Origin of the sequence: Polaribacter atrinae (assembly GCF_038023995.1) — a bacterium.
GTDB classification, from domain to species: Bacteria; Bacteroidota; Bacteroidia; order Flavobacteriales; family Flavobacteriaceae; genus Polaribacter; species Polaribacter atrinae.
Genome location: NZ_CP150660.1, coordinates 2,208,495 through 2,232,578 on the forward strand (window position 1 = coordinate 2,208,495; position 24,084 = coordinate 2,232,578).

General features: G+C 30.4%; 21 protein-coding genes. 6 read left to right on the plus strand and 15 right to left on the minus strand.

Features of this window, described 5'->3' with window-relative positions:
• Window positions 1-13: 13 nt before the first annotated feature.
• From WG945_RS09635 to WG945_RS09675, 9 genes are all read right to left on the minus strand, one after another.
• Entirely contained in the window at window positions 14-355 is a 342-nt protein-coding gene (locus tag WG945_RS09635; RefSeq protein WP_068447413.1) for a cytochrome C oxidase subunit IV family protein, read from the minus strand.
• 86 nt (window positions 356-441) lie between these two features.
• Window positions 442-1,425 (minus strand): cytochrome c oxidase subunit 3, encoded by a 984-nt coding sequence (locus tag WG945_RS09640; protein WP_068447415.1) that lies wholly within the window; start codon window positions 1,423-1,425, stop codon window positions 442-444.
• Between the two features lie 56 nt (window positions 1,426-1,481).
• Window positions 1,482-2,069, minus strand: a complete 588-nt coding sequence (locus WG945_RS09645; RefSeq protein WP_197482026.1) for a cytochrome c oxidase subunit 3 — start codon at window positions 2,067-2,069, stop codon at window positions 1,482-1,484.
• Window positions 2,070-2,071: 2 nt separating this feature from the next.
• Window positions 2,072-2,974, minus strand: coding sequence for a heme o synthase (cyoE, locus tag WG945_RS09650; protein WP_068447417.1), 903 nt, complete (start codon window positions 2,972-2,974; stop codon window positions 2,072-2,074).
• 199 nt (window positions 2,975-3,173) lie between these two features.
• Entirely contained in the window at window positions 3,174-5,240 is a 2,067-nt protein-coding gene (locus tag WG945_RS09655) for a hypothetical protein (protein WP_068447419.1), read from the minus strand.
• A 1-nt stretch (window position 5,241) separates the two neighbouring features.
• Window positions 5,242-5,814 (minus strand): acyltransferase, encoded by a 573-nt coding sequence (locus tag WG945_RS09660; protein WP_282071030.1) that lies wholly within the window; start codon window positions 5,812-5,814, stop codon window positions 5,242-5,244.
• Window positions 5,815-5,816: 2 nt separating this feature from the next.
• The gene (deoC, locus tag WG945_RS09665) at window positions 5,817-6,563 is read right to left on the minus strand and encodes a deoxyribose-phosphate aldolase (RefSeq protein WP_068447421.1); all 747 of its coding nucleotides are present in this window, start codon (window positions 6,561-6,563) and stop codon (window positions 5,817-5,819) included.
• 66 nt (window positions 6,564-6,629) lie between these two features.
• On the minus strand, window positions 6,630-7,367 hold the full coding sequence (locus tag WG945_RS09670; protein ID WP_068447423.1) for an energy transducer TonB: 738 nt from the start codon (window positions 7,365-7,367) through the stop codon (window positions 6,630-6,632).
• 114 nt (window positions 7,368-7,481) lie between these two features.
• On the minus strand, window positions 7,482-8,054 hold the full coding sequence (locus WG945_RS09675; protein WP_068447425.1) for a DUF3109 family protein: 573 nt from the start codon (window positions 8,052-8,054) through the stop codon (window positions 7,482-7,484).
• An 84-nt stretch (window positions 8,055-8,138) separates the two neighbouring features.
• Here WG945_RS09675 and WG945_RS09680 point away from each other — a divergent pair, with 84 nt between their 5' ends.
• The 3 genes from WG945_RS09680 to WG945_RS09690 all read left to right on the plus strand — a co-directional run bounded on the left by WG945_RS09680 (window position 8,139) and on the right by WG945_RS09690 (window position 10,199).
• Complete coding sequence (locus tag WG945_RS09680; RefSeq protein WP_068447481.1) at window positions 8,139-8,726, plus strand: MarC family protein; 588 nt, start codon at window positions 8,139-8,141, stop codon at window positions 8,724-8,726.
• Complete coding sequence (locus WG945_RS09685) at window positions 8,727-9,332, plus strand: NAD(P)/FAD-dependent oxidoreductase (RefSeq protein WP_068447427.1); 606 nt, start codon at window positions 8,727-8,729, stop codon at window positions 9,330-9,332.
• A gap of 132 nt (window positions 9,333-9,464) precedes the next feature.
• Entirely contained in the window at window positions 9,465-10,199 is a 735-nt protein-coding gene (locus tag WG945_RS09690) for an energy transducer TonB (protein WP_068447429.1), read from the plus strand.
• A gap of 398 nt (window positions 10,200-10,597) precedes the next feature.
• On the opposite strand, the gene WG945_RS09695 is transcribed toward WG945_RS09690, so the two are convergent.
• From WG945_RS09695 to WG945_RS09720, 6 genes are all read right to left on the minus strand, one after another.
• Window positions 10,598-10,960: a response regulator gene (locus tag WG945_RS09695; protein WP_068447431.1), complete on the minus strand. Its 363-nt coding sequence runs from the start codon at window positions 10,958-10,960 to the stop codon at window positions 10,598-10,600.
• A 116-nt stretch (window positions 10,961-11,076) separates the two neighbouring features.
• Window positions 11,077-11,730 (minus strand): response regulator, encoded by a 654-nt coding sequence (locus WG945_RS09700; RefSeq protein ID WP_068447433.1) that lies wholly within the window; start codon window positions 11,728-11,730, stop codon window positions 11,077-11,079.
• Window positions 11,730-17,327: a PAS domain-containing protein gene (locus WG945_RS09705; RefSeq protein ID WP_068447435.1), complete on the minus strand. Its 5,598-nt coding sequence runs from the start codon at window positions 17,325-17,327 to the stop codon at window positions 11,730-11,732. Before WG945_RS09705 ends, WG945_RS09700 begins: the two co-directional genes overlap by 1 nt.
• Window positions 17,328-17,549: 222 nt before the next feature.
• Window positions 17,550-19,406, minus strand: coding sequence for a glutamine--fructose-6-phosphate transaminase (isomerizing) (gene glmS, locus WG945_RS09710; RefSeq protein WP_068447437.1), 1,857 nt, complete (start codon window positions 19,404-19,406; stop codon window positions 17,550-17,552).
• A 28-nt stretch (window positions 19,407-19,434) separates the two neighbouring features.
• Window positions 19,435-20,976 carry a DUF4270 domain-containing protein gene (locus WG945_RS09715; RefSeq protein ID WP_068447439.1) on the minus strand — a complete coding sequence of 514 codons (1,542 nt, stop codon included), beginning with the start codon at window positions 20,974-20,976 and terminating at the stop codon, window positions 19,435-19,437.
• Window positions 20,977-20,988: 12 nt separating this feature from the next.
• The gene (locus tag WG945_RS09720; RefSeq protein ID WP_068447440.1) at window positions 20,989-21,798 is read right to left on the minus strand and encodes a glycogen/starch synthase; all 810 of its coding nucleotides are present in this window, start codon (window positions 21,796-21,798) and stop codon (window positions 20,989-20,991) included.
• 97 nt (window positions 21,799-21,895) lie between these two features.
• Here WG945_RS09720 and panC point away from each other — a divergent pair, with 97 nt between their 5' ends.
• From panC to WG945_RS09735, 3 genes are read left to right on the plus strand one after another with little or no spacing between them, the layout of a single operon-like run.
• Window positions 21,896-22,741 carry a pantoate--beta-alanine ligase gene (gene panC, locus WG945_RS09725; RefSeq protein WP_068447441.1) on the plus strand — a complete coding sequence of 282 codons (846 nt, stop codon included), beginning with the start codon at window positions 21,896-21,898 and terminating at the stop codon, window positions 22,739-22,741.
• Between the two features lie 31 nt (window positions 22,742-22,772).
• Window positions 22,773-23,123 carry an aspartate 1-decarboxylase gene (gene panD / locus WG945_RS09730; protein WP_068447443.1) on the plus strand — a complete coding sequence of 117 codons (351 nt, stop codon included), beginning with the start codon at window positions 22,773-22,775 and terminating at the stop codon, window positions 23,121-23,123.
• Window positions 23,124-23,125: 2 nt separating this feature from the next.
• The gene (locus WG945_RS09735) at window positions 23,126-24,070 is read left to right on the plus strand and encodes a lysylphosphatidylglycerol synthase transmembrane domain-containing protein (protein ID WP_082864139.1); all 945 of its coding nucleotides are present in this window, start codon (window positions 23,126-23,128) and stop codon (window positions 24,068-24,070) included.
• Window positions 24,071-24,084: the final 14 nt, after the last annotated feature.

Below are 24,084 nucleotides of genomic sequence, written 5' to 3' on the forward strand. Positions count from 1 at the left end.
TTTAATTTTTAAATTACCATTTTACAAGTGGTGCTAAAACGCTATGTAAATAACTACCTTCTATTAAGAGGAGTGTTAATAAATAACAGATTAAGAAAACAGAGGTCCAAACTACAGAACGTCTTAACCATTTATGTTCTGCTTCCATATGCATAAATGCCCAAGTAATGTAATAAGCCTTAACTAATGTTAAAATGATAAATATCCAGTTTAAAGGGCTTGTACCTAAAATACTGGTAAGGTGTAAAGATGCTGGTTTTATAATACCAAGTACAACCTCAACAGTAGTTATAACTGTTAAAAGTACTAAAACTACCCAGATTCTTTTTGTGTTTGATTCGTGTGCGTGTGCCATTTTGATATTTTTTTAGATTCCCGCTTTCGCTGGAATGACAATTTTAACCGAAACCTCAAGGTTGCACCTAGAGGTACTCTTTTTAATTAAACTAAGTAGAAGAATGTGAATACAAATACCCAAACTAAATCTACAAAGTGCCAATATAATCCTACTTTCTCTACCATTTCATAATGTCCTCTACGTTCATAAGTACCTAGTACTACGTTAAAGAAGATAATGATATTAATGATAATTCCAGAAAGTACGTGAAATCCGTGAAAACCGGTGATAAAGAAAAAGAAATCTGCAAAAATGGTATTTCCATATTCATTAACTTCTAGGTTAGCCCCTTCAACAACCATTTTTGTTTTGGCTAATTGCGCCATTCCTTCTTCTCTAGAAAGAATAATCTTTTGTTTTGTTGCTGGGTCAATCAATTCAGAACGAATTAAAACATCTGAATTAGATTTGTATGCTTCTTGTATTTGAGCAATAGAATATGAAGCAATCGCCTCTTCTTTCTCAAACCACAATCCATTTTCTCTTTCGTGTTGAATTCTTCCGTCTGTTCTTTCACCTACAACAATATCAGATAAAGCTATTTGATGTCCATCTTTTACAAATTGTAAAAGTCTACCATCTGTAGTTTTTACAGCACCATAAGTACCATTGATAAAGTTTTTCCACTCCCAAGCCTGAGAACCGATAAAAATAATTCCAAAAATAATAGTAGCAAACATATACCAAGCTACTCTTTTTTGTTTCATTTGATGACCTGCATCAACGGCTAAAACCATTGTTACAGAAGAAATAATAAGAATAAATGTCATTAACGCCACATAATACATTGGCGCATGTACACCATGTAAACCAGGAAAGTGAGTAAAGACTTCATCGGCAATTGGCCAAGAATCTATAAATTTAAATCGTGTTAAACCGTAAGCGGCTAAAAACCCTGAAAAGGTTAAAGCATCAGAAACGATAAAAAACCACATCATCATTTTACCATAACTTGCTCCTAGTGGTTTTTGTCCACCACCACTCCAAGTATCTTTACCATCTGTAGGTATAGCAATATTTGCTTCCATATAATAATCTCTGTTAATTAATTCTTAGTTAGTTTGCCAAAAATAACTATTTTTCATCACCTAATAAAATAGAAAAAGAAAAATAGATAAATCCATAGTATATCTACAAAATGCCAAAAGATTGCACCTAGTTCAAACCCAAGCATATTGTCTGATTTGTATTTGTATTTAAAATGATTATAAATAACAACCAAAAGCACTAGAAGACCTGCTAACAGGTGTAAAACGTGCATAAATGTAATACCTATTATAAATGATGTTGATACAGTACTCTCTGGTCCTGTAAAAAACAACCCTACACTTTTTAACTGATTAAAGCCTACATATTGTTGCCAAACAAACCCTACTCCTAACAATAAAGTAATCACAACAAACACTAAAGAGAGTTGTCTTTTATCATTTTTTAAGAATTTTTGCGAGAAAAAAAGCGTAATACTACTTGTTACAATTAATATTGTACTTATATAAAATGATTGCGGCAAATTAAAAGTAACCCAATCATCTCTTTCCATACTTATTACATAAGCACTTGTTAATCCTGCAAAAAACATAACCATACTAATCATGGAAATCCACAACATAGGTTTTGCAGATTTTTTCTTAGCAATCGCTAATTCTTGTTCTAATGTTTGTTCTCTAATCATTCTTAATGTAAAAATTTATCAACTACGTATACAATTTGCACTACTGTAATATATAAAACACTAGACAACATAAGTTTTCTTGCATCAATGTTATCTTCGCTTTTATGTAACTTAACACCAAAATACAACATATATATTCCTAACAAAGCAACAATTACAGCTGTTATTGGGTGAATATAAAATGCTCCAGATAATTTTAATACAGGAGAAATTGATACTAGTATCATTATTACTGTGTAAAAGATAATCTGTTTAACGGCTCCTTTATTTTTTTGCCCCATTGGCAGCATATTAAAACCTGCTTTTTGATACTCTTCATGTTGTAACCAACCAATAGCCCAAAAATGTGGAAATTGCCAGAAAAACTGAATCATAAATAAAAAACCTGCTTCCATACCAAATTGATTGGTAGCTGCTACCCAACCTAACATAAAAGGGATTGCTCCTGGAATGGCACCTACAAAAACAGACAACGGTGTTACTGATTTTAAAGGTGTGTAAACACTTGTATATAAAAATATTGAAATAGCGCCAAACAACGCTGTTTTAGCATTTATACTATATAAGATTGATAACCCAAAAATGGTAAATAAAATTGCAATTGTAAGCGCAACATTAACAGACATTCTACCAGTTGGTAAAGGTCTATTTTGCGTACGTTTCATTATAAGATCTGTGTCTTTTTCTATTATTTGATTAAATGCATTTGATGCACCAACCATAAAAAAACCTCCAATAGCTAATAAAAGAAGTGTAAAATAATTTACAACATCTATGGCTAATAAATAACCGGCAACGGAAGAAAAGACAACACTTAATGACAAACCAACTTTTGTAAGTTGTTTAAAGTCTGAAATTATAGCTTGCATAGATATTTTATTGTCTGTAATTACTGTTGATTCCATTTTTTAAAATAGTTTGCAAAGATATTTGATAATTATGACTTTACCACCCTTTTAGTTAGGTTTTAACTATAAATAAAAAACCCACTCAATAAATTGAGTGGGAAAATTGCTATGAAAAAGAAAAAGTGTGACTTAATTAAAAATCACACGATAAATATATGTATAAATTATTATGTTTTTCTTAAAAAAATATTAAATTTTAAAAATCGAAATACCAATTAAACAAATCTGCTCTTACACCTACTGAAAACCAAATATTTGAACCAGAAGGATAACTTGTTAAAACTGAATCTGAAGAGAAATCTCTGTATGATAAACCCGCAAATAGACTTGTATTTGTAGAAGGGTTTATTAAATAATTGGCTTGTACGTCTGCAATAAAAACATTTGCAGTATTACCCTGCGCAACTTCTATCCCCGTATCTGACAATCTATCTTCGTAAGATTGATAAATATCGCCACCATAACTTATTGCCTGGTCTTCTAAATCGAATCCTTTTTTACCTAAGATGATTTTTGCACTACCGCTCCATCTATCTTTTTTATATCTAGCAATAGCAATTGCTTCCCAAAAGTTAGCGCCCCACAAATGCCCAAGAGGCTGACTGTAATTACCGTAATTTAATATTGGTGATTTATGTGCAAACGTATAAGGACGTGCACGATTGTACTCTAACTGTAAAAATAAATTTTCTACTTTAAAAGCATCAAAATATTTTACACCTAATTGATATGCAAATTTATGTTTCCAATCGCTCATATCACTAAAGTTCCCTACAGAAAACTCATCAATTACTAATTGAGAATATAAAGAAACATTATCATTAAGCTTATACTTACCCGTTAAGCCAATAAGTGCATTCCCAGAATCTTCTCCTCTATTAAATTCTAAAGACCTATAAAATATAAGTGGATTTAAGAAACCAGCATCCATTCCGTTCTCTCCGGCAGAAATTGCCGATTCAAAAAAGCCTAAGTTTAATTTATCTGTAATGTTAACACTCAAATAATGAGCCGCTACATATTTTCTTGCATGTTCATTAGGGTCAGAAATTGAACTTAAAGATGGCTCTGTGTTCCACATCCAAATATTGGTATATTGTATTTTCCAAATATCTAATTTCATTTTTAAATAGGTAGTTGGTGAAGAAACGTCAGACAAAATAAAAGACCTGTATCCGTCTCCTATAAAGTTTTTACCATTTCCAAACTGAAACTGCATGTATTTATTTGGTGTATATGCCAAATAACCTTCTGCAACTGGGTAATCGTGTGAATCCTCTTTAAATCCTTTTGTTTTACCTCTTCCAGGAACCAAACCTTCAGAGTTTTTAGGTCTTACATTCGCTGCATTATTTGTTACAAAACTATTTACATATTCTGCAAACCTACCTTGACTTTCTGCATAAGTAGTCGAAAATGAAAAGTTGTTTCCAATTTCTCCATTTACATTTACAATTCTAGAGTTGTTAAATGTATAGTCTACATCAGAATTGTCTTTTCCCATTTGAACATCAAACAAAACATCTACGGTAAGCCAATAATCATCTTTTTTTACTTGTATTAAATGCTCATTCCATACCTTTTTACCTAGCCAAGTTTCTTTTTCTGGTTTTAAAAACTTCTTTTTCTCCTTCGTTAAGTCATAATACGTGCTTATGTCATTATACGTATAAGGTTTAGATGCAGTATGCGTTCCTTTTGCTTTATGCAACGCAAATTCATAATCTACATAACTTCTATGCGTAAAAGGTATGTTTAATTTACTACTATGCTCTAAAAAAGTAGAATCTGCAATTCTCTTTTTCGCTACAACCTCTATTAAACTTTCTTTTTTAATTTCTAACGTAGTATTGTCTACAACAACATCACTATCATTCGTTAAAGGAAATTTAATTGGAAGCTCGAATTTCATTTCTATGGCATGATCATTATACCAAGCAGGCGTGATTTTAGTAAATGCTTTAAAAGCTCTTTTTACTTCATCTCTAATTTCATCAAAAGGCGTGTTTACATATATTAATTTAAACTCACCTTCTGCAGTAACTGCAAAAATAGTATTAGCAGTACCTGTAAAACCTTCTTGTTTTGCAATTGCCGGTGTTTTAAATTCGGCAAAAAACACCTCTCTTGTTTGAGCATAGAAACAATCTTTTAAAGATTGAATTTCGGCATCTTTACAAGCATCAAAAACAGGATACTTTTCTTCTTGTGCAAAATATATTGAGGGAAATAATAAAACTAGAAATATGTATTTTTTTATCATCCTATAACTTTATAATGGTATTATTTTTTAATTGATATTGTTCTTTACTTTCTTTACAGACTGCTATTCCGTTTTTATTAAACTCTAATCGATGTCCGTATTCACTTACCCAACCAATTTGTTTAGATGGATTACCAACTACAAGCGCAAAAGGTAAAACTTCTTTTGTTACTACTGTTCCTGCCCCAATAAGGGCATATTCACCAATAGTATTACCACAAATAATGGTTGCATTTGCACCAATACTTGCCCCTTTTTTTACTAAAGTTTGTTGGTATTCGTTTTTTCTTTTGATGGCACTTCGTGGATTAATTACATTTGTAAAAACCATAGAAGGACCTAAAAAGACATCGTCTTCGCAAATTACGCCTGTATAAATAGAAACGTTATTTTGCACTTTTACGTTTTTACCCAAAACTACTTCTGGAGAAACCACTACATTCTGCCCAATATTACATTGCTCACCAATAACACAATGAGACATAATATGACTAAAATGCCAAACCTTGGTATCTTTCCCTATGCTGCAATCGCTATCTATTACAGCCGTTTCATGTGCAAAATATTCTATCAAAATTAGTATCCTGAATTACTGTTTTGTTCTTTATTAACGATTTCTTTAGAAGAGGATGTACCTATTCTATCTACTCCTAAATGAACCATTTTTACAGCAGTTTCATAATCTCTTACACCACCTGCCGCTTTTATTTTTAATGGTTTTGCATTTTCTGCAATTAATTTCATCGTTTCAAAGGTTGCCCCATTAGGCAAATTATTTTCTGTTTTAAAAAAACCTGTTGATGATTTTACAAAAACCTTATCTGCCTTTTCTTCTCCAAAAACAGTAAAAACAATTTCTTTAATTAAGCGCGAAATTACAATTATTTCTTTGCTTGATAAGGCAGCAACTTCAATTATCCATTTTACAACTTTATTGTTATCTAAAGCAAGGGCTATTCCCTTTGTAATTTCATTGGTAACTAAATCTATTTCGCCTCTTTTAAAAGCTTGATAATTTACAACAAAGTCTAACTCATCTGCCCCTAAATTAATAGCTTCTTGTGCTTCTTCTAATTTTTCTTGAGTAGTATAAGTTCCTTCATGAAAACCAATTACAGTTCCAATAAGAATACTTTTATTTGCCTCTTGAAGCATTTCCTTAGCTAAAGGAATGTATTTAGCACGAATCATAATTAACTTATAATCATACAAAATAGCTTCCTCTATTAAATCAATAACGTTTTGTTTATTTTCTTCTTCCGTAAGATTGGCTTGACTTGCTGTTTTTAAGTAAGTAGCATCTAAATATTGATTGATTTTCATCTTGCTAAAATAATAAATAATAAAATGTTTTCAACATAAAACCCAACCTTTTGGTTGGGTTTTATTTTACTGTAAACTAAAAGCAATGGGTAAGTTATATCTTACTTTAACTGTTCTGCTATTTTGTATCCCAGGTTTAAATTTTGGCAATTTCTCAATAACTCTTAACGCTTCTTTCTCTAAAGTTTTATAAGCAGTTCTTATTTTAACATCAACAATCTCTCCTTTATCATCTATAACAAACTGCGTATGTATTTTATGCACACCTGCACGTAAACCTATTTCATTTGCCAATTCCACATCAAAATTACGCTGTACAAACTGTTTCATTTTTTTCTCAAAACAAACTTTATTTTCTTCTTTAGATAAATTTTCACATCCTTTAAAAACGGGTGCATTCTGTATGTTGACAAAATCTACATCTTCTACAAAAGGCTCATTAACTTTAACCTCTACAACACTCTCTAAATCAATTAAAACAGGATTTTCTATTTTAACATCTTCAAAAACAGTTTCTATAATATTGTTTTTTCCTTTTACTACTTCATCAACAATAAAAGGTGATGCTTTTATCATTGTTACTTTAGGAACAACTTTAGGTTCTTTTGTAAATAAGACCTCTGTATCTGGCGCTACATATACTACTTTACTGTTATCAGATTCAAAAACAGCTACTGTTTTCTCTTCAGTTTGGTGCTCTAGTGTTATAAAAACAATAAAGAGTACTAATACCAACCCTAACTGAGTAAAAATGTTAGAGAATTTTTCTAATTGTTTTGTTGGTGATTTTTTGGCGTTTTTCATAATTCTAAAGTTTTTAAATGTTAAAACTCTGTTAAAACAATTAGCATGCCATAAAAAAAGCATCAAATTTCTTTGATGCTTTAGTGTCTATTTATTTTTAATGAAATATTTTACTTACTTTTCTAAATGTTTTGCGGCAATTATTTCTAATTCATCATACCATTCTTGTCCAAACTTTCTAACCAAAGCTTGCTTTACAAACTTGTAAACTGGCACTTGCAATTCTTTTCCTAAAGAACAAGCATCGTCACAAATTTCCCATTTATCATAATTTACAGCAGAAAACTCACTGTAATCTTTTATTCTAATAGGATATAAATGACAAGAAACTGGTTTTTTCCAATCTATTTCTCCTTGGTTATACGCTTCTTCTATCGCACAAAGTGCTGTCTTTTTCTCATCAAAAATAACATAAGCACAGTCTGCACCATTAATTAAAGGAGTTTCTAATTCTCCCCATTCACTGGTAACCCAAGTACCTTGTTCTTCAATAACAGCTATTCCCTCTTTTCTTAAAAAAGGTTTTACTTTAGGATATATTTTTTCTAAAATCTTTGTTTCTTCTTTTTCTAACGGAGCACCGGCATCACCATCTACACAGCAGGCACCTTTACAAGCAGATAAATTGCAAACAAAATCTTTTTCGATAATATCTTCTGAAACTATAGTTTTTCCAAGTTGAAACATATCGCAAAAATAGTGTTATTTTTTTCTATAACTTTGCGTTTTCTTAAACTAAGTTATCTAATTTTACAAAATTATATAAAAATTATGAATTTTATTTTCAAAGAGGCTTTTACTGCATTTATGGTTTTGTTTGCAGTTATTGATGTTATTGGTAACATCCCTATTATTATAGACCTAAGAAAAAAAGCAGGCCATATTCAGTCTGAAAAAGCCGCTATTATTGCAGGTGTTATTATGATTGTATTTTTGTTTTTAGGACAAAGTTTATTAAAACTAATTGGTATAGACGTACATTCATTTGCTGTTGCAGGTGCTTTTATACTTTTTTTTATTGCCTTAGAAATGATTTTAGGAATTACTCTTTATAAAGACGGTGATGAAGATGCAAGCGGAATTACAGCTTCTGTATTTCCATTGGCTTTCCCTTTAATTGCTGGTCCAGGAAGTTTAACAACCTTACTTTCTTTAAGATCTGAGTTTCATTTAGAAAATATTATAGTTGCGGTTTTAGCAAATATTATTTTAATTTATATTGTACTAAAGACCTCTTCTAGAATAGAGCGAATGATTGGCCCTATTGGAATTCAAATAATTAGAAAGATATTTGGTGTAATTTTATTAGCTATTTCTGTAAAATTATTTGCAGCAAATATTAAAGTCCTATTTATTTAAATGATTTTTGATGTTCTAATTATTGGTGGTGGTGCTTCTGGGTTGCAATGTGCATTAGTTTTAGGTTCTGCAAAGAATAAAGCTTTTGCAACTGGTAAAACTATTGGAATTATCACCCACCAAAGGACATCTCACTTACAAAATGCATTATTTAATAATGTATTAGGCATACCTGCCAACACCTTAGGTAATGACATTTTAATTAAAGGAAGAAAACAACTCTCTACCTTATACCCACATGTACAACAAATAGAAAATGAAAAGGTTCTATCTATTTTAAGTACAGAAAATGGGTATGAGATAACAACCAACCAAACTACTTATTTTACTAAAATTGCAATTCTTGCTTTAAATTACTCCAAACCTTTTACAATAGAAGGTTTAGAATCTTTTATAGAACCTCATCAAAGAGCTAATGTTGCAAAAGATAGAATTCAACTTAAAAATAACAACCATTTAATAAAAGATGGTTTATATTGTTGTGGTACCATATCTGGTTGCAGAAGTCAATTTGCAATTGCTGCAGGTAGTGGAGCCAGTGTTGCTACCGATATTCTTTCGTTTTGGAACAATAATACCCCTACAAAAGTACATGATAAAGTATGATGAAAATCATATTTTAAAGCCCTTTATATTATTAATTTTACAATAGAAAATCGAATTTATAAGAATTTGATAATCTAGAAAGCTATTTTTAAATAACGAAGTTAAAATTATACATTTTTAAAGGATTTCAAAATGGACATTAAAAAAAACCCAAAACAACAGTTAGAAAACTACAGTAAAATTTTCTTACAAATAGGGTTAGTATTAGCCTTATTTATTACTTATACTTTAATAGAGCATAAAACATACGAAAGGAATGATTTAAAAAGCTTAGGACAAGCAAACATGGTAGACGATATGAAGGAAGACATTCCCATTATTGAGATGCAGGAAGTAAAACCACCACCAAAAAATACGCCTCCACCAATTGTTGAGCAAATTACGGTTGTAGAAGATGAAAAAGAAATTGAAGAAACCGTAATAGAATCTACAGAAACCGATGAAACAGTAGGTATAGTTGTAAACACCGATGATATTGTTGAGATTGAAGAAGTAGAAGAAGTGGTAGAAGATATTCCTTTTATATTAATTGAAAACGTACCTGTTTACCCAGGTTGTAAAGGAAACAATAAAGCTTTAAAAGACTGCTTTACAAAAAAAGTAACAGAGTTTTTTGGTAGAAGATTTGATGTTAATTTAGCAACAGAATTAGGCTTAGAGCCAGGTAAGAAAAAGTTATTTGTAATTTTTACCATTAACAAACAAGGTAAAATAGCAAATGTAAAAGCAAGAGGTCCACACCCTAGATTAGAAAAAGAGGTTGTAGAAATTATTAATGCTTTACCTACAATGACTCCAGGGAAACAAAGAGGTACCCCTGTAGGTGTTAGCTACAGCATACCTATTACATTTGAAGTTAGAACATAAAAAAAAGAAACCCCAACTTAAAGTTGGGGTTTCTTTTTTTACTTAAAGTCTACTTAGTATCTATAAACATTAGAACTTAAAATCATTTCTTATACCCTATATTCATTAAAAATTAACTTTTCTGGTCTAATTTTAAAAATTAAGAAAATTACCTATTGAATGACCTTACAATGTTATCTATATTTGTAGTATAAAAACAACTATACAACTGATAATCAATAAACTCATAGTATAACATAAAATTATCTTACTGATACATTAGTATATATATTCCCCAATTATATTAATAAAAAAGCTAAACACCCCCCTTAATGTTTAGCTTTTTGTTTGCATAAAAACTACCTAAAAATCAATAAAAATTTTAGAATTGGATATTTTTAGAAAAGTAAACGGAATGTTTAAGCGTTCTTAATTGCTTCAATTAATTCATCAAAATCTTTTGCTTTATCAAAAAAAGCAAACGCTCCGTATTTAAAACATGTTTTTCTTAGCTCTGTACTTATAGAAAAAACAAAAACTTTAGTTTCCTTTTTATTTTCTTGTAGTATTCTTAATAGCTCTATTCCATTTCCATCAGGTAATTTTAAATCGAGTACTATTAAATCAAAATTAGTTTTGTTAAAAATAGAAATTGCCTCTTGTAAAGATTTTGTTATGTAGATATCCTTTAAACGGTCAATCTCTTTAGCAGCATCCAATATATTCTTCCCTATAAAAGGGTTATCTTCTACTATTAATAAATTAAGGAATGTTTCTTTCAAGATAGGGCTAAATGTCTTAATTAAAAGGCAATATAGTCTGTTTTTGTATATATTTATATAAGCAAAATGCTTATCATCTTATTTATTACAACTAATATAAAGAAGTTATATATTTATTAAATATCTAATGAAGTTAACCCTTCTTTAATAGCATATTTTGTCAATTCAGGAATCGTATATAAATCTAATTTTTTCATAATATTATTTCGGTGTACATCTACCGTTTTAGGACTTAAAAACAAAATCTCTCCTGTTTCTTTAGAAGAGCGCCCTTCTGCAATTAACTGCAATACTTCTTTCTCTCTAGAGCTTAACTGTGTTTTCTCTATAGATTTTATTTCTTTTAGTACCGACAGAAACTCTTGATTAATATCTTTTGAAAGATATTTTTTATTCTGCATTACCGTACAAATTGCCGTAATCAACTCATCTGAATCACCATCTTTTAACAAATAAGCAAAAGCACCTGCTTTAAACATACTCTGTATAAATTGCTTACCAGAATGCATAGAAAGACCAATTACCTTTATTTCTGGATTGTTTTTATGAATTTGTCTTGTTGCTTCTACCCCATTTAAACCAGGCATTGCTACATCCATAACAACAACGTTTGGCAAAAGTTTTGGACATATCTTTATAGCTTCCCTACCATCAGAAGCTTCACCAATTATATGCATATTAGACCTTTGCTCTATAATATTTCTTAGACCATCTCTTAACAGCTTGTGATCATCAACTAATACGATTTTAATTTCTTTTAAATAAGTCATTAAGATAAAGGTATAAAAATTTTAACAGTTGTACCTGTATTTATTTTTGATTGTATTGTAAATTTCCCTTGAATATTTCTAATACGTTCTTGAACTGTAAACAAACCAAAACCAGATCCAGAGTGGTTATGTAGGTTATTTAAAATATCGGTATTGAAACCAATACCATTATCTGTAATAAAAATATCTAACCCATGTTTATTTTTATCAAGGTCTAAAGTTATTAAAGAAGCATTTGCATATTTTATTGCATTGGTTAATACTTCTTGAATACTTCTATACAACAAAATAGATGTTGCTTCATCAAGCTTAACACTATCTACCTCACTATTAACTACACAAGCAACCTTGTGCGTTGTTTCTACATTATCAAACAACCAATTTAGTGCCTCAATAATACCTAATTGATATAATACAGGTGGTGAAAGTTCATACATAATCTTACGGCTATTTTCTAAAGCTTCAGAAATATGAGTTTCTATAAAGATTAAATCTTCATCAATCATTTTTAATTGTGGTCTTTTTTTCAATTCATTAATTTTCATTTTTGAAATAACTAAAGACTGACTTAAATGATCATGTATATTTGTAGCAATTTCTTTTTTCTGTTTTTCTTCTATCAAAGTCATTTCTGTAGTCAATTTCTGAAGTGATGTTTGATATTCTTCTATTTTTTGCTTTGCTAACACCCATTGAGTAATATCTCTAGCGGATGTAACATAATAGCTAATTTCGTTATTTTTATAGATAGGAGATGATAAAAACTCTAACCAAACAAAATGACCATCTTTATGGAGAACTCTAAAAGAAAAAGCTTCTACATTAAAATCATTAAACAACTTTTCTTTCATGGCTAACTTTAATTCTTGAATATCATCTTCATGAACGATACTAAAAACTTGTTTCCCTAAAAAATCTAATTGATCATAACCTAATAAATTTTTTATAGAAGGACTAATATATCTAAAAGTACTATCTGGTTCTTGCAAGCAAATTAAATCATTGGAGTTATCCGTTAATATACGGTACATCTCTTCTGCTTTTTCAATTTCCTTCCTTATTCTTTTTTGCTCTGTAATATCTTGACTCGTTCCTTTTAAACCAATCAACTCTCCATTTTTACTATATACAGGTCTACAAATAGACCTGGTAGTTTTTTCTACATTATTAGGCAAACTAATTCTAAATTCAACATCATAAGGGATTCCTTTATCATAAGCCAACGATAGAACATTCTTAAAAAACTCTTGATCCTCTTTATGAACTCTACCTAGAATAGTAGACTCTTCTGGTGCCGTTTTACTGATATTAAAACCCCAGATACGAAACATTTCATCTGACCATTCTGATTCTTTTGTTAAAAACTTAAACGACCAACTACCTACTTGAGCTAACTCTTGCGCTTCTTTTAAACGATTTAAAGATTCCCTTTTTTCTAATTCAGCATCTTTTATACTTTGAACGCTTTGTATACTAACAGGAACTGTTTTTTGCTCTATTAAATTTTGAGGAATGGGGATTGAAAGTAAGGCAGCAAACTCATCACCTTTTAAGGTTTTATAATTTACTTCTGATGTAAATGTTTTTTCCTTATTCCAAACTGATACGATAAAGTCTACAAATACATTATGCACTCCACTACCAAATGTATTTTGGATTTTTCCGTCTAAAAAGTCTTTTTCACTTTTTGCTTTAAACAGTTTTACTGTGGCTTTATTCACTTTGTTAATAACCACCTTGTCTAGTATAGAAAACAATACCTCAGGTTGCTCCTCTAAATAAATTTTTAAATTAGGTATTTTAAGCTTTCTAAGCTGATCTAATTGTTCTATAACCGCAGTTAAATCACCATTCCAAACAGAAACCGCTGCATTATCAAAGAGGTTTCTATACCGCTCTGTTATTACTAAATGTTGTTTCTCTATTTGTTTTCTTTCAGTAATATCTTGAAAAACACCTCTTCTTCCTATAATTTCATTTTGCTTATTATAAACTGGCTGAACCACATTTCTAACCCAAACTTCTTCTTTATTATGAGTGATAAACTTTAACTCATGATCAAAAGGAGTACCATTTAGTATTAATTCTTGAATAGCTTTTTCATACTTTTCTAGAGAGGCGTCGTCAAAAATACCTCTAATATCCTCACGTGATGGAACCCCTTTATCTCTATCGAACCTTAAAATATCATAAACATGATCAGACCATATAAAAGTGTCTGTTAGACTATCATATTCTTGATAGCCTATTTTAGCTATTTCACTTGCCTTTCTTAAGGAATACTCCTTTTTTTCTAAAAGTTTTAAAGTATTTTCAATTTTTTGTTTAGACTGTTCTAATTCTTGCTGTACTTTTTTAGAATCTGTAATATTTTGTAAAACACCTCTTTTACCAACAATTTCATTTTGTTTATTATAAATAGGTTGAGCTACATTTCTTACCCAAATAATTTGATCCTTTAAGTTCGTAAATTTCAATTCTAAATCGTAAGAAACACCATTAGCAGTAAGTTTTCTAGTTGCTTCTACAAATTTTTCTTGAGACTTTTTATTCATCCTCTTAAAAAGTGCTACTTCTGGTAAAACTCCATCTTTAGGATTTGTTCCAAAAATATGATGAACATAATCTGACCAAACAGCAGTACCTTTTAACATATCGTGCTCCCAATACCCTATTTTAGCTACTTTACTAGCCTCATTCATAGAGTGCTTCCTTTTTCTTGACAATTTTAAAGAAGTCTGAATCTTTTCTTTAGAAATCTCTAATTCTATTTGAGCATTCTTAGCCGCTGTAATATTATTGACCAACCCTCGTCTACCAATAATTTCATTTTGTTCGTTATAGATAAGCTGAACCACTTGCCTTACCCATACTTCCTTATTCTTGTTATTGATTAATTTTAATTCAATATCATAAGGTGTTCTATTTAAAGTAAGATCTGTTGTAGCTTGCTCTAATTTTGCCTGAGAATCTTTACCATAAAAAGCCACCATACTTTTGCGAGAAGGAATACTATCTTGTGGAGAAAAGCCATAAATTTCATACACATAATCAGACCATGTAAAACTATCGGTTGCAATGTCATACTCCCAATATCCTATTTTAGCCACTCTACTTGACTCAGTTAAAGAATAATCTTTTTTCTCTAAAAGGTCTAATGAAGATTGAATCTTTTGCTTGGACAACTCTAACTCTAATTGCGCCTTTTTCCACTCTGTAATATTTTGCAAAACACCTCGTCTGCCAATAATTTCATTTTGTTTATTATATATAGGCTTAGCTACATTTCTTACCCAGACTTCTTCTTTTTTTCTATTAATTAACTTTAAAACAACATTATAAGGAGTCCCTTTTGTATTAAGCTCTAGAGTAGCTTGTAATAATCTATCTAGCGATTCTTTATCACAGACTTTAATTGCTTCTTTATGTGGCGGAACTCCATCATTCGGGGTTAATCCATACATCTGATACACATAATCAGACCAAGTATAAGTATCTGTAGCAATCACATATTCCCAATACCCTATTTTGGCCATTTTACTAGATTCATGTAAAGAATAATCCTTTTTTTCTAACATTTCTAAAGAGATTTGAATATTTTCTTTAGAAAGTTTTAAGGCTAATTCTGCTTTTTTAGAAGCTGTAATATTCTGTAGAAGACCTCTTCTTCCAATAATTTTATTTTGATTATTATATACAGGTTGTACTATATTTCTAACCCAAATTTCTTCTTTATTTTTATTAATTAATTTTAATTCAATATCATAAGAATTTCCTTTTAAACCTAAATCCGTATTGGCCGATAAGATTTTTTCTTGAGATTCCTTATCAAAGAATTCTACAATTTCTTCTCTTGGAGGAATTCCTTTTTTAGGATCTAATCCAAAAATCTCATAATGATAATCAGACCATATAAAATTAACATGCTCATTGCTATACTCCCAATACCCAATTTTAGCCATTTTACTTACCTCATCTAAAGCGTAGCTCTTTTTCTCTAACAACTCTAAAGATGTTTGCATCTTTTTTCTAGAAAGCTCTAACTCTAACTGTGCCTTTTTAGATGCTGTAATATTCTGCATAACACCTACTCTTCCTATAACTTCATTTTGTTCGTTATAAATAGATTTTGCTACAGTACGCTCCCAAACCACTTCATTTTGCAGGTTAATGAATTTTAATTCAACATCACAAGAAACCCCTTTTACAGCAATTTCTTTAATAACTTGTTCTATTTTTTCTTGAGATTCTTTATCGTAAAATGAAATCAATTCTTTTTGTGTTGGAATTCCATCTTTAGGGTCTATTCCGTAAATAGTATACATATAATCAGACCACGTAAAAGTATCTGTTACAATATCATATTCCCAATACCCTATTTTAGCCACTTTACTTGCTTCACTTAAAGAATGTTCTTTTTTTTCTAACTCTTTTAAAGCATCTTCAATTTTATTCTTTGCTAAAACTCTTTGTGTAATATCTCTAGCAGAAGTAACAAAATAACTAATTTTATCTGCCTTATAAACGCGAGAAGATGAAAATTCTAACCAAATAAAATGACCTTGTTTATGACGAATTCGCAGCGGAATAGCATCAGAAACAATACCTTTACTAAACATTTTTTTTGTTAGCACTTCTTTTAGAAACTTAAGGTCTTCTTTATGAACAACACTAAAAACTTGTTTACCTATAAATTCTGATTGCTCATAACCTAACAACTTTTTTATAGAGGGACTAACATACCTAAAAGTACTGTTTGGTTCATGTAAAAAAACCATATCATTAGAATGTTCCGTAAGTATACGATACATCTCTGTAGTTTCTTGAATTACCTTTTCTGCAGATTCAAATTTTTGTTTATACGTTAGTGGCTGAAAGACATCTTTTATCTTAAAAACCCTTGTTAATGGTTTACTTAAATCAAAAAACTTTAAATATATATAGAAAATAAGACTGTAAAAACCAGTAAAAACACCTTTAGAAATTAATCCCGCCTGTATAATACTACCTAGATTATCGGAATGCCAAAATGCAATAATTGAAAAAAATACAGTATCAAAACTTACCACTAGTAGCATTGTTACAAAAATTTGCAAGAATAGGAATCTTATTTGTCTAGCTATAAATTCGAAAATTACTATTATTAACAAGGTATCTATAAGCAGCGCTACTATACCAGTAAGTAAAACCCAAACACGACTATCAAAAAGATTAGTTAATACACTAAATGGCTTGTTAGCTGATATTTCATCTAAATTCCAACCAAACAATTTCAAAAGTACTATGACTAGTATGTTTACGATAAGTAAAGTATAGATAACTTTTTTTGTTTCGCCTGCATCCTCTTTTATATATATAATTAATAAAGCAAAAACAGTTACCGTAAATAAAATAGAAGAGCCTGGTGATACAAAAAAATTATTAGTAATTGAGACATAGACTGAGCTCGAAATAAACACCTGCAAAAATTGCAATAACCCCAAACAAGCTAACAGTAGACCAATTCCTAACTTTTTTCGAAATCGAAATAACAATAATACTATAAAAGCAATTAAAGCACCCTGTAAAAACAAGATAGCTACCTGAGTATAATTCATAGCTTAAGATTGACTAAATATATATGTTAAAATTAATATTTCTAATAACCTATAAACTTCATTTAATATTTTTAAACACTAAGGTAAGTATATTTTATTTTTATGAACGAAATACACAACCCTCATATTTAACTGATAACAAACACCTAAGCCCGATACTTATTTTTTTTTAATAAAAAAACCCAGCTAAAAGCTGGGTCTAGTTTTATAAAGTATAAAAAATTACTCCACCGTAACCGATTTCGCTAAATTTCTTGGTTGATCAACATTCTTACCTAACATTACAGCAACATGGTAGGATAATAATTGAAAAGGAATTGTAGTTAATAGCGGTGTTAATGCTTCTTCCGTCTCAGGAATTTCTATAACATGATCTGCTATTTCTCTAACCTGAACATCTCCTTCTGTAACAATTGCTATAATTTTACCAGATCTCGATTTAATTTCTTGAATATTACTAACTACTTTTTCGTAATGACCTTTATTGGTTGCAATTACAAAAATTGGCATGTTCTCATCAATTAAAGCAATAGGACCATGTTTCATTTCTGCTGCAGGATATCCCTCTGCATGTATATATGAAATTTCTTTTAACTTTAAAGCACCTTCTAATGCTACCGGAAAGTTAAAACCTCTTCCTAAATACAAACAGTTTTTTGCATCTTTATATACAGCTGCTATTTCTTTTACTTTTTCATCAATCTTTAAAAGCCCCTCTATTTTTGCCGGAATTAATTGCATTTTTTGCAAATACATTCTAAAAGCAGAGTCTGACATGGTTCCTTTAGCCTTAGCTAACTTTAAAGAAATTAATGTAAGAACTGTAATTTGGGTTGTAAATGCTTTTGTAGAAGCTACTCCAATTTCTGGCCCTGCATGTGTATAAGCACCTGCATGTGTTTCTCTAGCAATAGATGAACCTACAACGTTACAAATACCAAATACAAATGCTCCTTTAGATTTTGCTAATTTAATAGCCGCCAAAGTATCTGCAGTTTCCCCAGATTGAGATATTGCAATAACAACATCATTTGGTGTAATTATAGGGTTTCTGTATCTAAATTCAGATGCATATTCTACCTCTACAGGTATACGTGCCATATCTTCTAATAAATACTCTCCAACTAAACCTGCATGCCAAGAAGTACCACAAGCAATAATGATAATTCTATTAGCATTCAAAAATTTATTTAAATTGTCATCTATTCCAGACATTTTAATAAGTCCTTCATTCGGTAACATTCTACCTCTATAAGTATCAATTATAGCTTTAGGTTGTTCATGAATTTCTTTCAACATAAAATGGTCATAACCACCTTTTTCAATTTGATCTAAACTCAGTTTTAATTTCTGAATATTAGTATCAACCATTGAGTCGTCTTTAATCTTACGGACTTTTATTTCTTTACCAATTTTAACAACTGCTAATTCTTCATCCTCTAAATAAATAGCATCCTTAGTATACTCTATAAAAGGAGATGCATCAGAAGCAACAAAAAATTCACTATTATCTTTTCCTACTCCAATTGCAATAGGACTTCCTAAACGAGCAATAACTAATTCATTTGGTTTTGTTTTATCAAAAACAGCAATTGCATAAGCTCCTACAACACTTGTTAGTGCTAATTGAACTGCTTTCCCTAATTTACAACCTTCGTTCTTTTTTACTTCTTCTATAAGGTTTACTAAAACCTCTGTATCTGTATCACTCTTAAAAACATAACCTCTAGATATTAGTTCTTTTTTTAAAGTGTCGTAATTTTCAATAATACCGTTATGTACAATAACTAATTCACCAGACTGAGAAATATGTGGGTGAGAATTTACATCATTAGGCACACCGTGAGTAGCCCAACGTGTATGACCAATTCCTATATTCCCTTTTTTTCTTTTTTCGTCATTATCTGTTATAGCTTCTAGATCAGAAACTTTTCCTTTGGTTTTAGAAAGATGTATTTCTTTTCCATCATACATCATTATCCCAGAACTATCATACCCTCTATACTCTAATCTTTTAAGTCCATTTACAACTATTGGGTAAGCATCTCTAAAGCCAATATATCCAGTAATTCCACACATAAAAATTTTTCTTTTAGTTAGTTTTTTTTTAATCCTTTTTCTCTGAATATGAAATCTTTAACTCTACCTTTTTACTATCATCTATAGCTTGATGATTAAAAAGAGTTACTGCCTTCGGATTCCAATTATAATTTTTAAATACAGTATCTGTAACTGTTAGTAAATCTGTTGAGTTAATTACTTTAAGCCTCAATGCTGGAGAATAATCTGTTTCTCCACTTAATATGTCTGAAATATAATCTGTAATTCTAAAAGTATACTTCTCTTTTTCTCCATTGCTATTTCTTTCTAACAAACCTCCAAAAAGAGTTGCTCCTTCTGAGTACATATCTTTTACTTGACTATAAACAGGGTTTTCACCTTCATCGCTTTTGTACAAAAACAATTGATAAGGAACAGCGGTTGTATCTACAGATTGATTGATATAAAAAGTTAAAGAAGCATCATTTATCAAAAGATTTCTCGCTCTTAATTCTTCTATCTCACCTGCTCCAAAAAGATTTATTTTAGCTTCGCTTCCTGCCGCACCTTGTAATGTAATTTTATCCGAAGGGTAAACTTTATCTACCATTTTATAAGTACTCGCTCTTACTCCTGATAATAAAAAACTATCATTTTTATAAATCGTATCTATAATTGCTCCTCCAGCAACAACTGTATTGGTATAATAAATTTCCAGTGATGGCTTAACTATACCATTAAAATTAAAAGAAATTAAAGACCCTTGATCTCCTGTAGCTTCTAAAATAAGTCCTTTAAAATAATCATTAAATGCAACCTGAGAATCAAAATATGTCGATTCATATTGGTCTAAAAATAACTCTTTAATTTTATCTTCTTTTAAAGGAATCACTGCAAACGGCACAGGTATTGTAGACGAACTTGAAGTATTGAAATAAGTTACTGTATCTTGAGTAGCCAATGTAGCATCACTTAACCATCTATTAACTACAATTGAATCTGTTAAGCTTGGTAAAAATTGAAAATTTGGAGTAACATTTAGCTCAGTTCCTTCTTTTTCAAACACATCATTAGACTGATAACTATTTAATTTTGAAGGTTCTGCAGGATCTAATATACTTAAATAAGTACTACTTCTATAAACATTTAAATTAAATGCTTTAGACTGATCTCCTATTATTGAATCTAAAGTATAAGCTGTAGCATCATCATTTAAAGTTGTTTGATAAGGTAATTTTACAAATACAGTATCTATTGTGGTAACCACAATAGTATCAGAACCGTAAATATTTGCATCATCTATTACTTGCAAACCTGTACTTAGCGCTAATTGTGAAACGATAGAAGCTTCTATTTTTTCGTAAGCATCACTTGCATGTACTCCTAATAAATATTGCCCAGGCTCTGCAGAAATATTATCTGAAGTAACACTTGTAATAGGGCTATTCTCTATAGTAATTCCTTTAACTGTTAAAGTATCTGTACCAAACCTTGTATTGTTAACAATACTCGATCCGATATCTGTAAAATCTTTTTCACAAGAAATAACAGCTGTAAATACTAATACTAAAGCTACAAAAAATGTGCTTTTCTCAAAAATTCTCCTCACTTTATAAAATAATTAATTAGCTGAAATTAAATCAGCATAAAAATTTAAATAACTTTCCTTTAAGTCTTCAGTTTGATATTCTAAAACCGGAATATCTTTCCCTTCTATAAAAGAAGTTAATTCTTCTGAAATCTCTTCACTACCATGAATAATTGCGTCAGAATTTTCTATGGCACTTTTTAATATGTTTGTAAAGCTTGGTGTTTTAATAGTCGCAATTTTCTCATCACATATATTATCAAATTTCACTTTATCTGCTAAAGATTCATCTAATGTTCCCTCAAAAGGGTTATTGTATAAAGATGTTATAATCTTGCTTTCTGTAAACAAAGGTTCTTCTTTATAAAACTCTTTTAAATAAAGAGGTAAAAGAGAAGCCATCCATCCGTGAACGTGGATAATATCTGGTGCCCAATTTAATTTTTTTACAGTTTCTATAACTCCTTTTGCAAAGAAAATAGCGCGCTCATCATTATCTTCAAACAAATCATCATCTTCATCTGTAAAAACGGCTTTTCGTTTAAAATATTCTTCATTATCTATAAAATATACTTGCATTCTTTCTTTAGGAATAGAAGCAACTTTTATAATTAATGGCATATCCATATCATTAACTACTAGATTCATCCCAGATAAACGAATTACTTCGTGTAGCTGATGTCTTCGCTCGTTAATTACGCCATATCTTGGCATGAAAATTCTTGTTTGTACTCCTTTAGAATGTGCGTTTTTTGCAACATTAAAGGCTGTAGATGATAACTCTGTTTCGGGTAAGTATGGAACTACTTCAGATGAAACAAATAATATTCTCTTGTCCTTCATTAAATCAAACTCTTTTATAAGAAGCGCAAAAATACAAATTTTTATGCTAATATCGTGTTAAATTGGTAAGTTTGCAGACTCTACTTAATTTTTGAAGATGAAAATTTTTAACACTAAACAAGAAACAAATGCATATTTAGCCTCTAAAAAAGAGGATAATAAAACCATTGGTTTTGTGCCAACAATGGGCGCATTACACGAAGGTCATTTATCTTTAATTAAAAAAGCAATCCAAAAAAACGATCTAGTTGTAGTCAGTATTTTTGTAAATCCAACCCAGTTTGACAACCAAGAGGACTTAATTAAATATCCAAAAACGATAGAAAACGACACTAAATTGTTAGAAAGCGTTTCTTGTGATGTATTATTTCTACCTTCTGTAGCAGAAATATATGCAGAAAACATATCATCTGAAAAATTTGATTTTGACGGACTAGAACACCAAATGGAAGGCAAATTTAGAAAAGGGCATTTTGATGGTGTTGGTACCATCGTAAAAACCCTTTTCGAAATTGTAACACCTAATAGAGCTTATTTTGGTCAAAAGGATTTTCAGCAGTTACAGATTATCAAAAAAATGGTTAGAAAAAACAGACTGCCTGTAAAAATAAAAGGATGCCCCATTTTTAGAGAAGCAGATGGTTTGGCAATGAGTTCTAGAAATGCTAGATTATCTAAAGAACATAGAGAGGCAGCTCCTTTTATTTACAAAACTCTTAAAAAAGTTAAAAATAAATTTGGCATAGAAAATGATGTAACCGTAACTGAGTGGGTAGAAAACCAGTTTAAAGAACACCCTTTATTAGAATTAGAGTATTTTACAATTGCTGATGAAAAATCATTAGAAACCATAAAAAACAAAGAATCTAACAATAAAAACCGTGCTTTTATTGCAGTTTATGCAGGAGAAATACGATTGATAGACAACATTCGATTAAAATAGTAGTAATCAAAAAAAATAGTATTTTTGCCCCATGTTAGTACAAGTTGTAAAATCAAAAATCCACCGTGTAAAAGTTACAGGTGCAGATTTAAATTATATAGGAAGCATTACCATTGATGAAGATTTAATGGATGCGGCCAACATTATTGAAGGTGAACGTGTTCAAATTGTAAACAATAATAATGGCGAGCGTTTAGAAACATACGCTATTCCTGGACCTCGTGGAAGTGGAGAAATCACATTAAACGGAGCAGCAGCAAGAAAAGTTGCTGTTAATGACGTTTTAATTCTAATCGTTTACGGATTCATGGATATTGAAGAAGCAAAAAACTTTAAACCATCTTTAGTTTTCCCTAACGAAAAAGACAATACACTTACATAGATTTGAATATCAAAAAAATATTAAAAACGATACTACCTCTTGTTTTAGGAGGTTTTTTAGTATGGTACTCTCTCTCAAAAATTTCTTTAGAAGTCTTAATAGGTTATTTTAAAGACGCAAAATATGGTTGGATTGTCCTTGGTCTATTTTTCGGAATTTTAAGTCACCTTTCTAGAGCTTATAGATGGAAATTCATGTTAGAACCTTTGGGTTTTAAACCCAAATACACAAATAGTGTTTTAGCTGTTTTAGTAGGTTATTTAGTAAACTTAGCCATACCAAGAGCTGGAGAAATTTCTAGAGCAACTGTAATGGCAAACTACGAGAAAATTCCTTTCGAAAAAGGATTTGGAACTATTGTAGCCGAACGTATTGCAGATTTAATTATGATGCTTTCTATCGTTGCAATAACACTTTTTGTTCAATTCGATTTTATCTACGACCTCTTAACTAAAAACTTTAATCCAACAAAAATCATTATTGGTTTAACGGTTCTTATTCTTGGTTTTTACATTTTAACATCATTTATAAAGAAAGCTAAATCTGGGTTTTTACTAAAAATTAAAACCTTTATTGCTGGCTTGTTAGAAGGTGTTACTAGTATTTTTAAAATGAAAAATAAATGGGCATTTATCTTTCATACCGTATTTATTTGGGTAATGTACGTTGCCATGTTTTGGGCAACAATTCCTGCAATTGAAGGTTTACACGTTCCGTTTGGCGGAATATTAATCGGGTTTATTGCGGGTGGCTTCTCCATTGCGGCAACAAATGGAGGAATTGGATTATACCCAATTGCTGTAGCCGGTGCCTTGGCGTTGTTTGATGTACCTACAGAACCTGCAACCGCTTTTGGTTGGATTATGTGGACCGCACAAACTGCCATGATTATTGTTTTTGGAGGTTTGGCATTTTTTGCATTACCAATCTACAACAAGAATAAATAGTTTTTGGGCGTTAC

What these genes read in the sequence shown, in the direction of transcription:
- WG945_RS09655 (WP_068447419.1), bottom strand. Translation starts at nt 5,240, where the DNA reads ATGATAAAAAAATACATATTTCTAGTTTTATTATTTCCCTCAATATAT.
- panD (WP_068447443.1), top strand. Translation starts at nt 22,773, where the DNA reads ATGTTAGTACAAGTTGTAAAATCAAAAATCCACCGTGTAAAAGTTACA.
- cyoE (WP_068447417.1), bottom strand. Translation starts at nt 2,974, where the DNA reads ATGGAATCAACAGTAATTACAGACAATAAAATATCTATGCAAGCTATA.
- WG945_RS09635 (WP_068447413.1), bottom strand. Translation starts at nt 355, where the DNA reads ATGGCACACGCACACGAATCAAACACAAAAAGAATCTGGGTAGTTTTA.
- deoC (WP_068447421.1), bottom strand. Translation starts at nt 6,563, where the DNA reads ATGAAAATCAATCAATATTTAGATGCTACTTACTTAAAAACAGCAAGT.
- WG945_RS09700 (WP_068447433.1), bottom strand. Translation starts at nt 11,730, where the DNA reads ATGACTTATTTAAAAGAAATTAAAATCGTATTAGTTGATGATCACAAG.
- WG945_RS09670 (WP_068447423.1), bottom strand. Translation starts at nt 7,367, where the DNA reads ATGAAAAACGCCAAAAAATCACCAACAAAACAATTAGAAAAATTCTCT.
- WG945_RS09645 (WP_197482026.1), bottom strand. Translation starts at nt 2,069, where the DNA reads ATGATTAGAGAACAAACATTAGAACAAGAATTAGCGATTGCTAAGAAA.
- WG945_RS09690 (WP_068447429.1), top strand. Translation starts at nt 9,465, where the DNA reads ATGGACATTAAAAAAAACCCAAAACAACAGTTAGAAAACTACAGTAAA.
- glmS (WP_068447437.1), bottom strand. Translation starts at nt 19,406, where the DNA reads ATGTGTGGAATTACTGGATATATTGGCTTTAGAGATGCTTACCCAATA.
- WG945_RS09685 (WP_068447427.1), top strand. Translation starts at nt 8,727, where the DNA reads ATGATTTTTGATGTTCTAATTATTGGTGGTGGTGCTTCTGGGTTGCAA.
- panC (WP_068447441.1), top strand. Translation starts at nt 21,896, where the DNA reads ATGAAAATTTTTAACACTAAACAAGAAACAAATGCATATTTAGCCTCT.
- WG945_RS09675 (WP_068447425.1), bottom strand. Translation starts at nt 8,054, where the DNA reads ATGTTTCAACTTGGAAAAACTATAGTTTCAGAAGATATTATCGAAAAA.
- WG945_RS09680 (WP_068447481.1), top strand. Translation starts at nt 8,139, where the DNA reads ATGAATTTTATTTTCAAAGAGGCTTTTACTGCATTTATGGTTTTGTTT.
- WG945_RS09705 (WP_068447435.1), bottom strand. Translation starts at nt 17,327, where the DNA reads ATGAATTATACTCAGGTAGCTATCTTGTTTTTACAGGGTGCTTTAATT.
- WG945_RS09640 (WP_068447415.1), bottom strand. Translation starts at nt 1,425, where the DNA reads ATGGAAGCAAATATTGCTATACCTACAGATGGTAAAGATACTTGGAGT.
- WG945_RS09720 (WP_068447440.1), bottom strand. Translation starts at nt 21,798, where the DNA reads ATGAAGGACAAGAGAATATTATTTGTTTCATCTGAAGTAGTTCCATAC.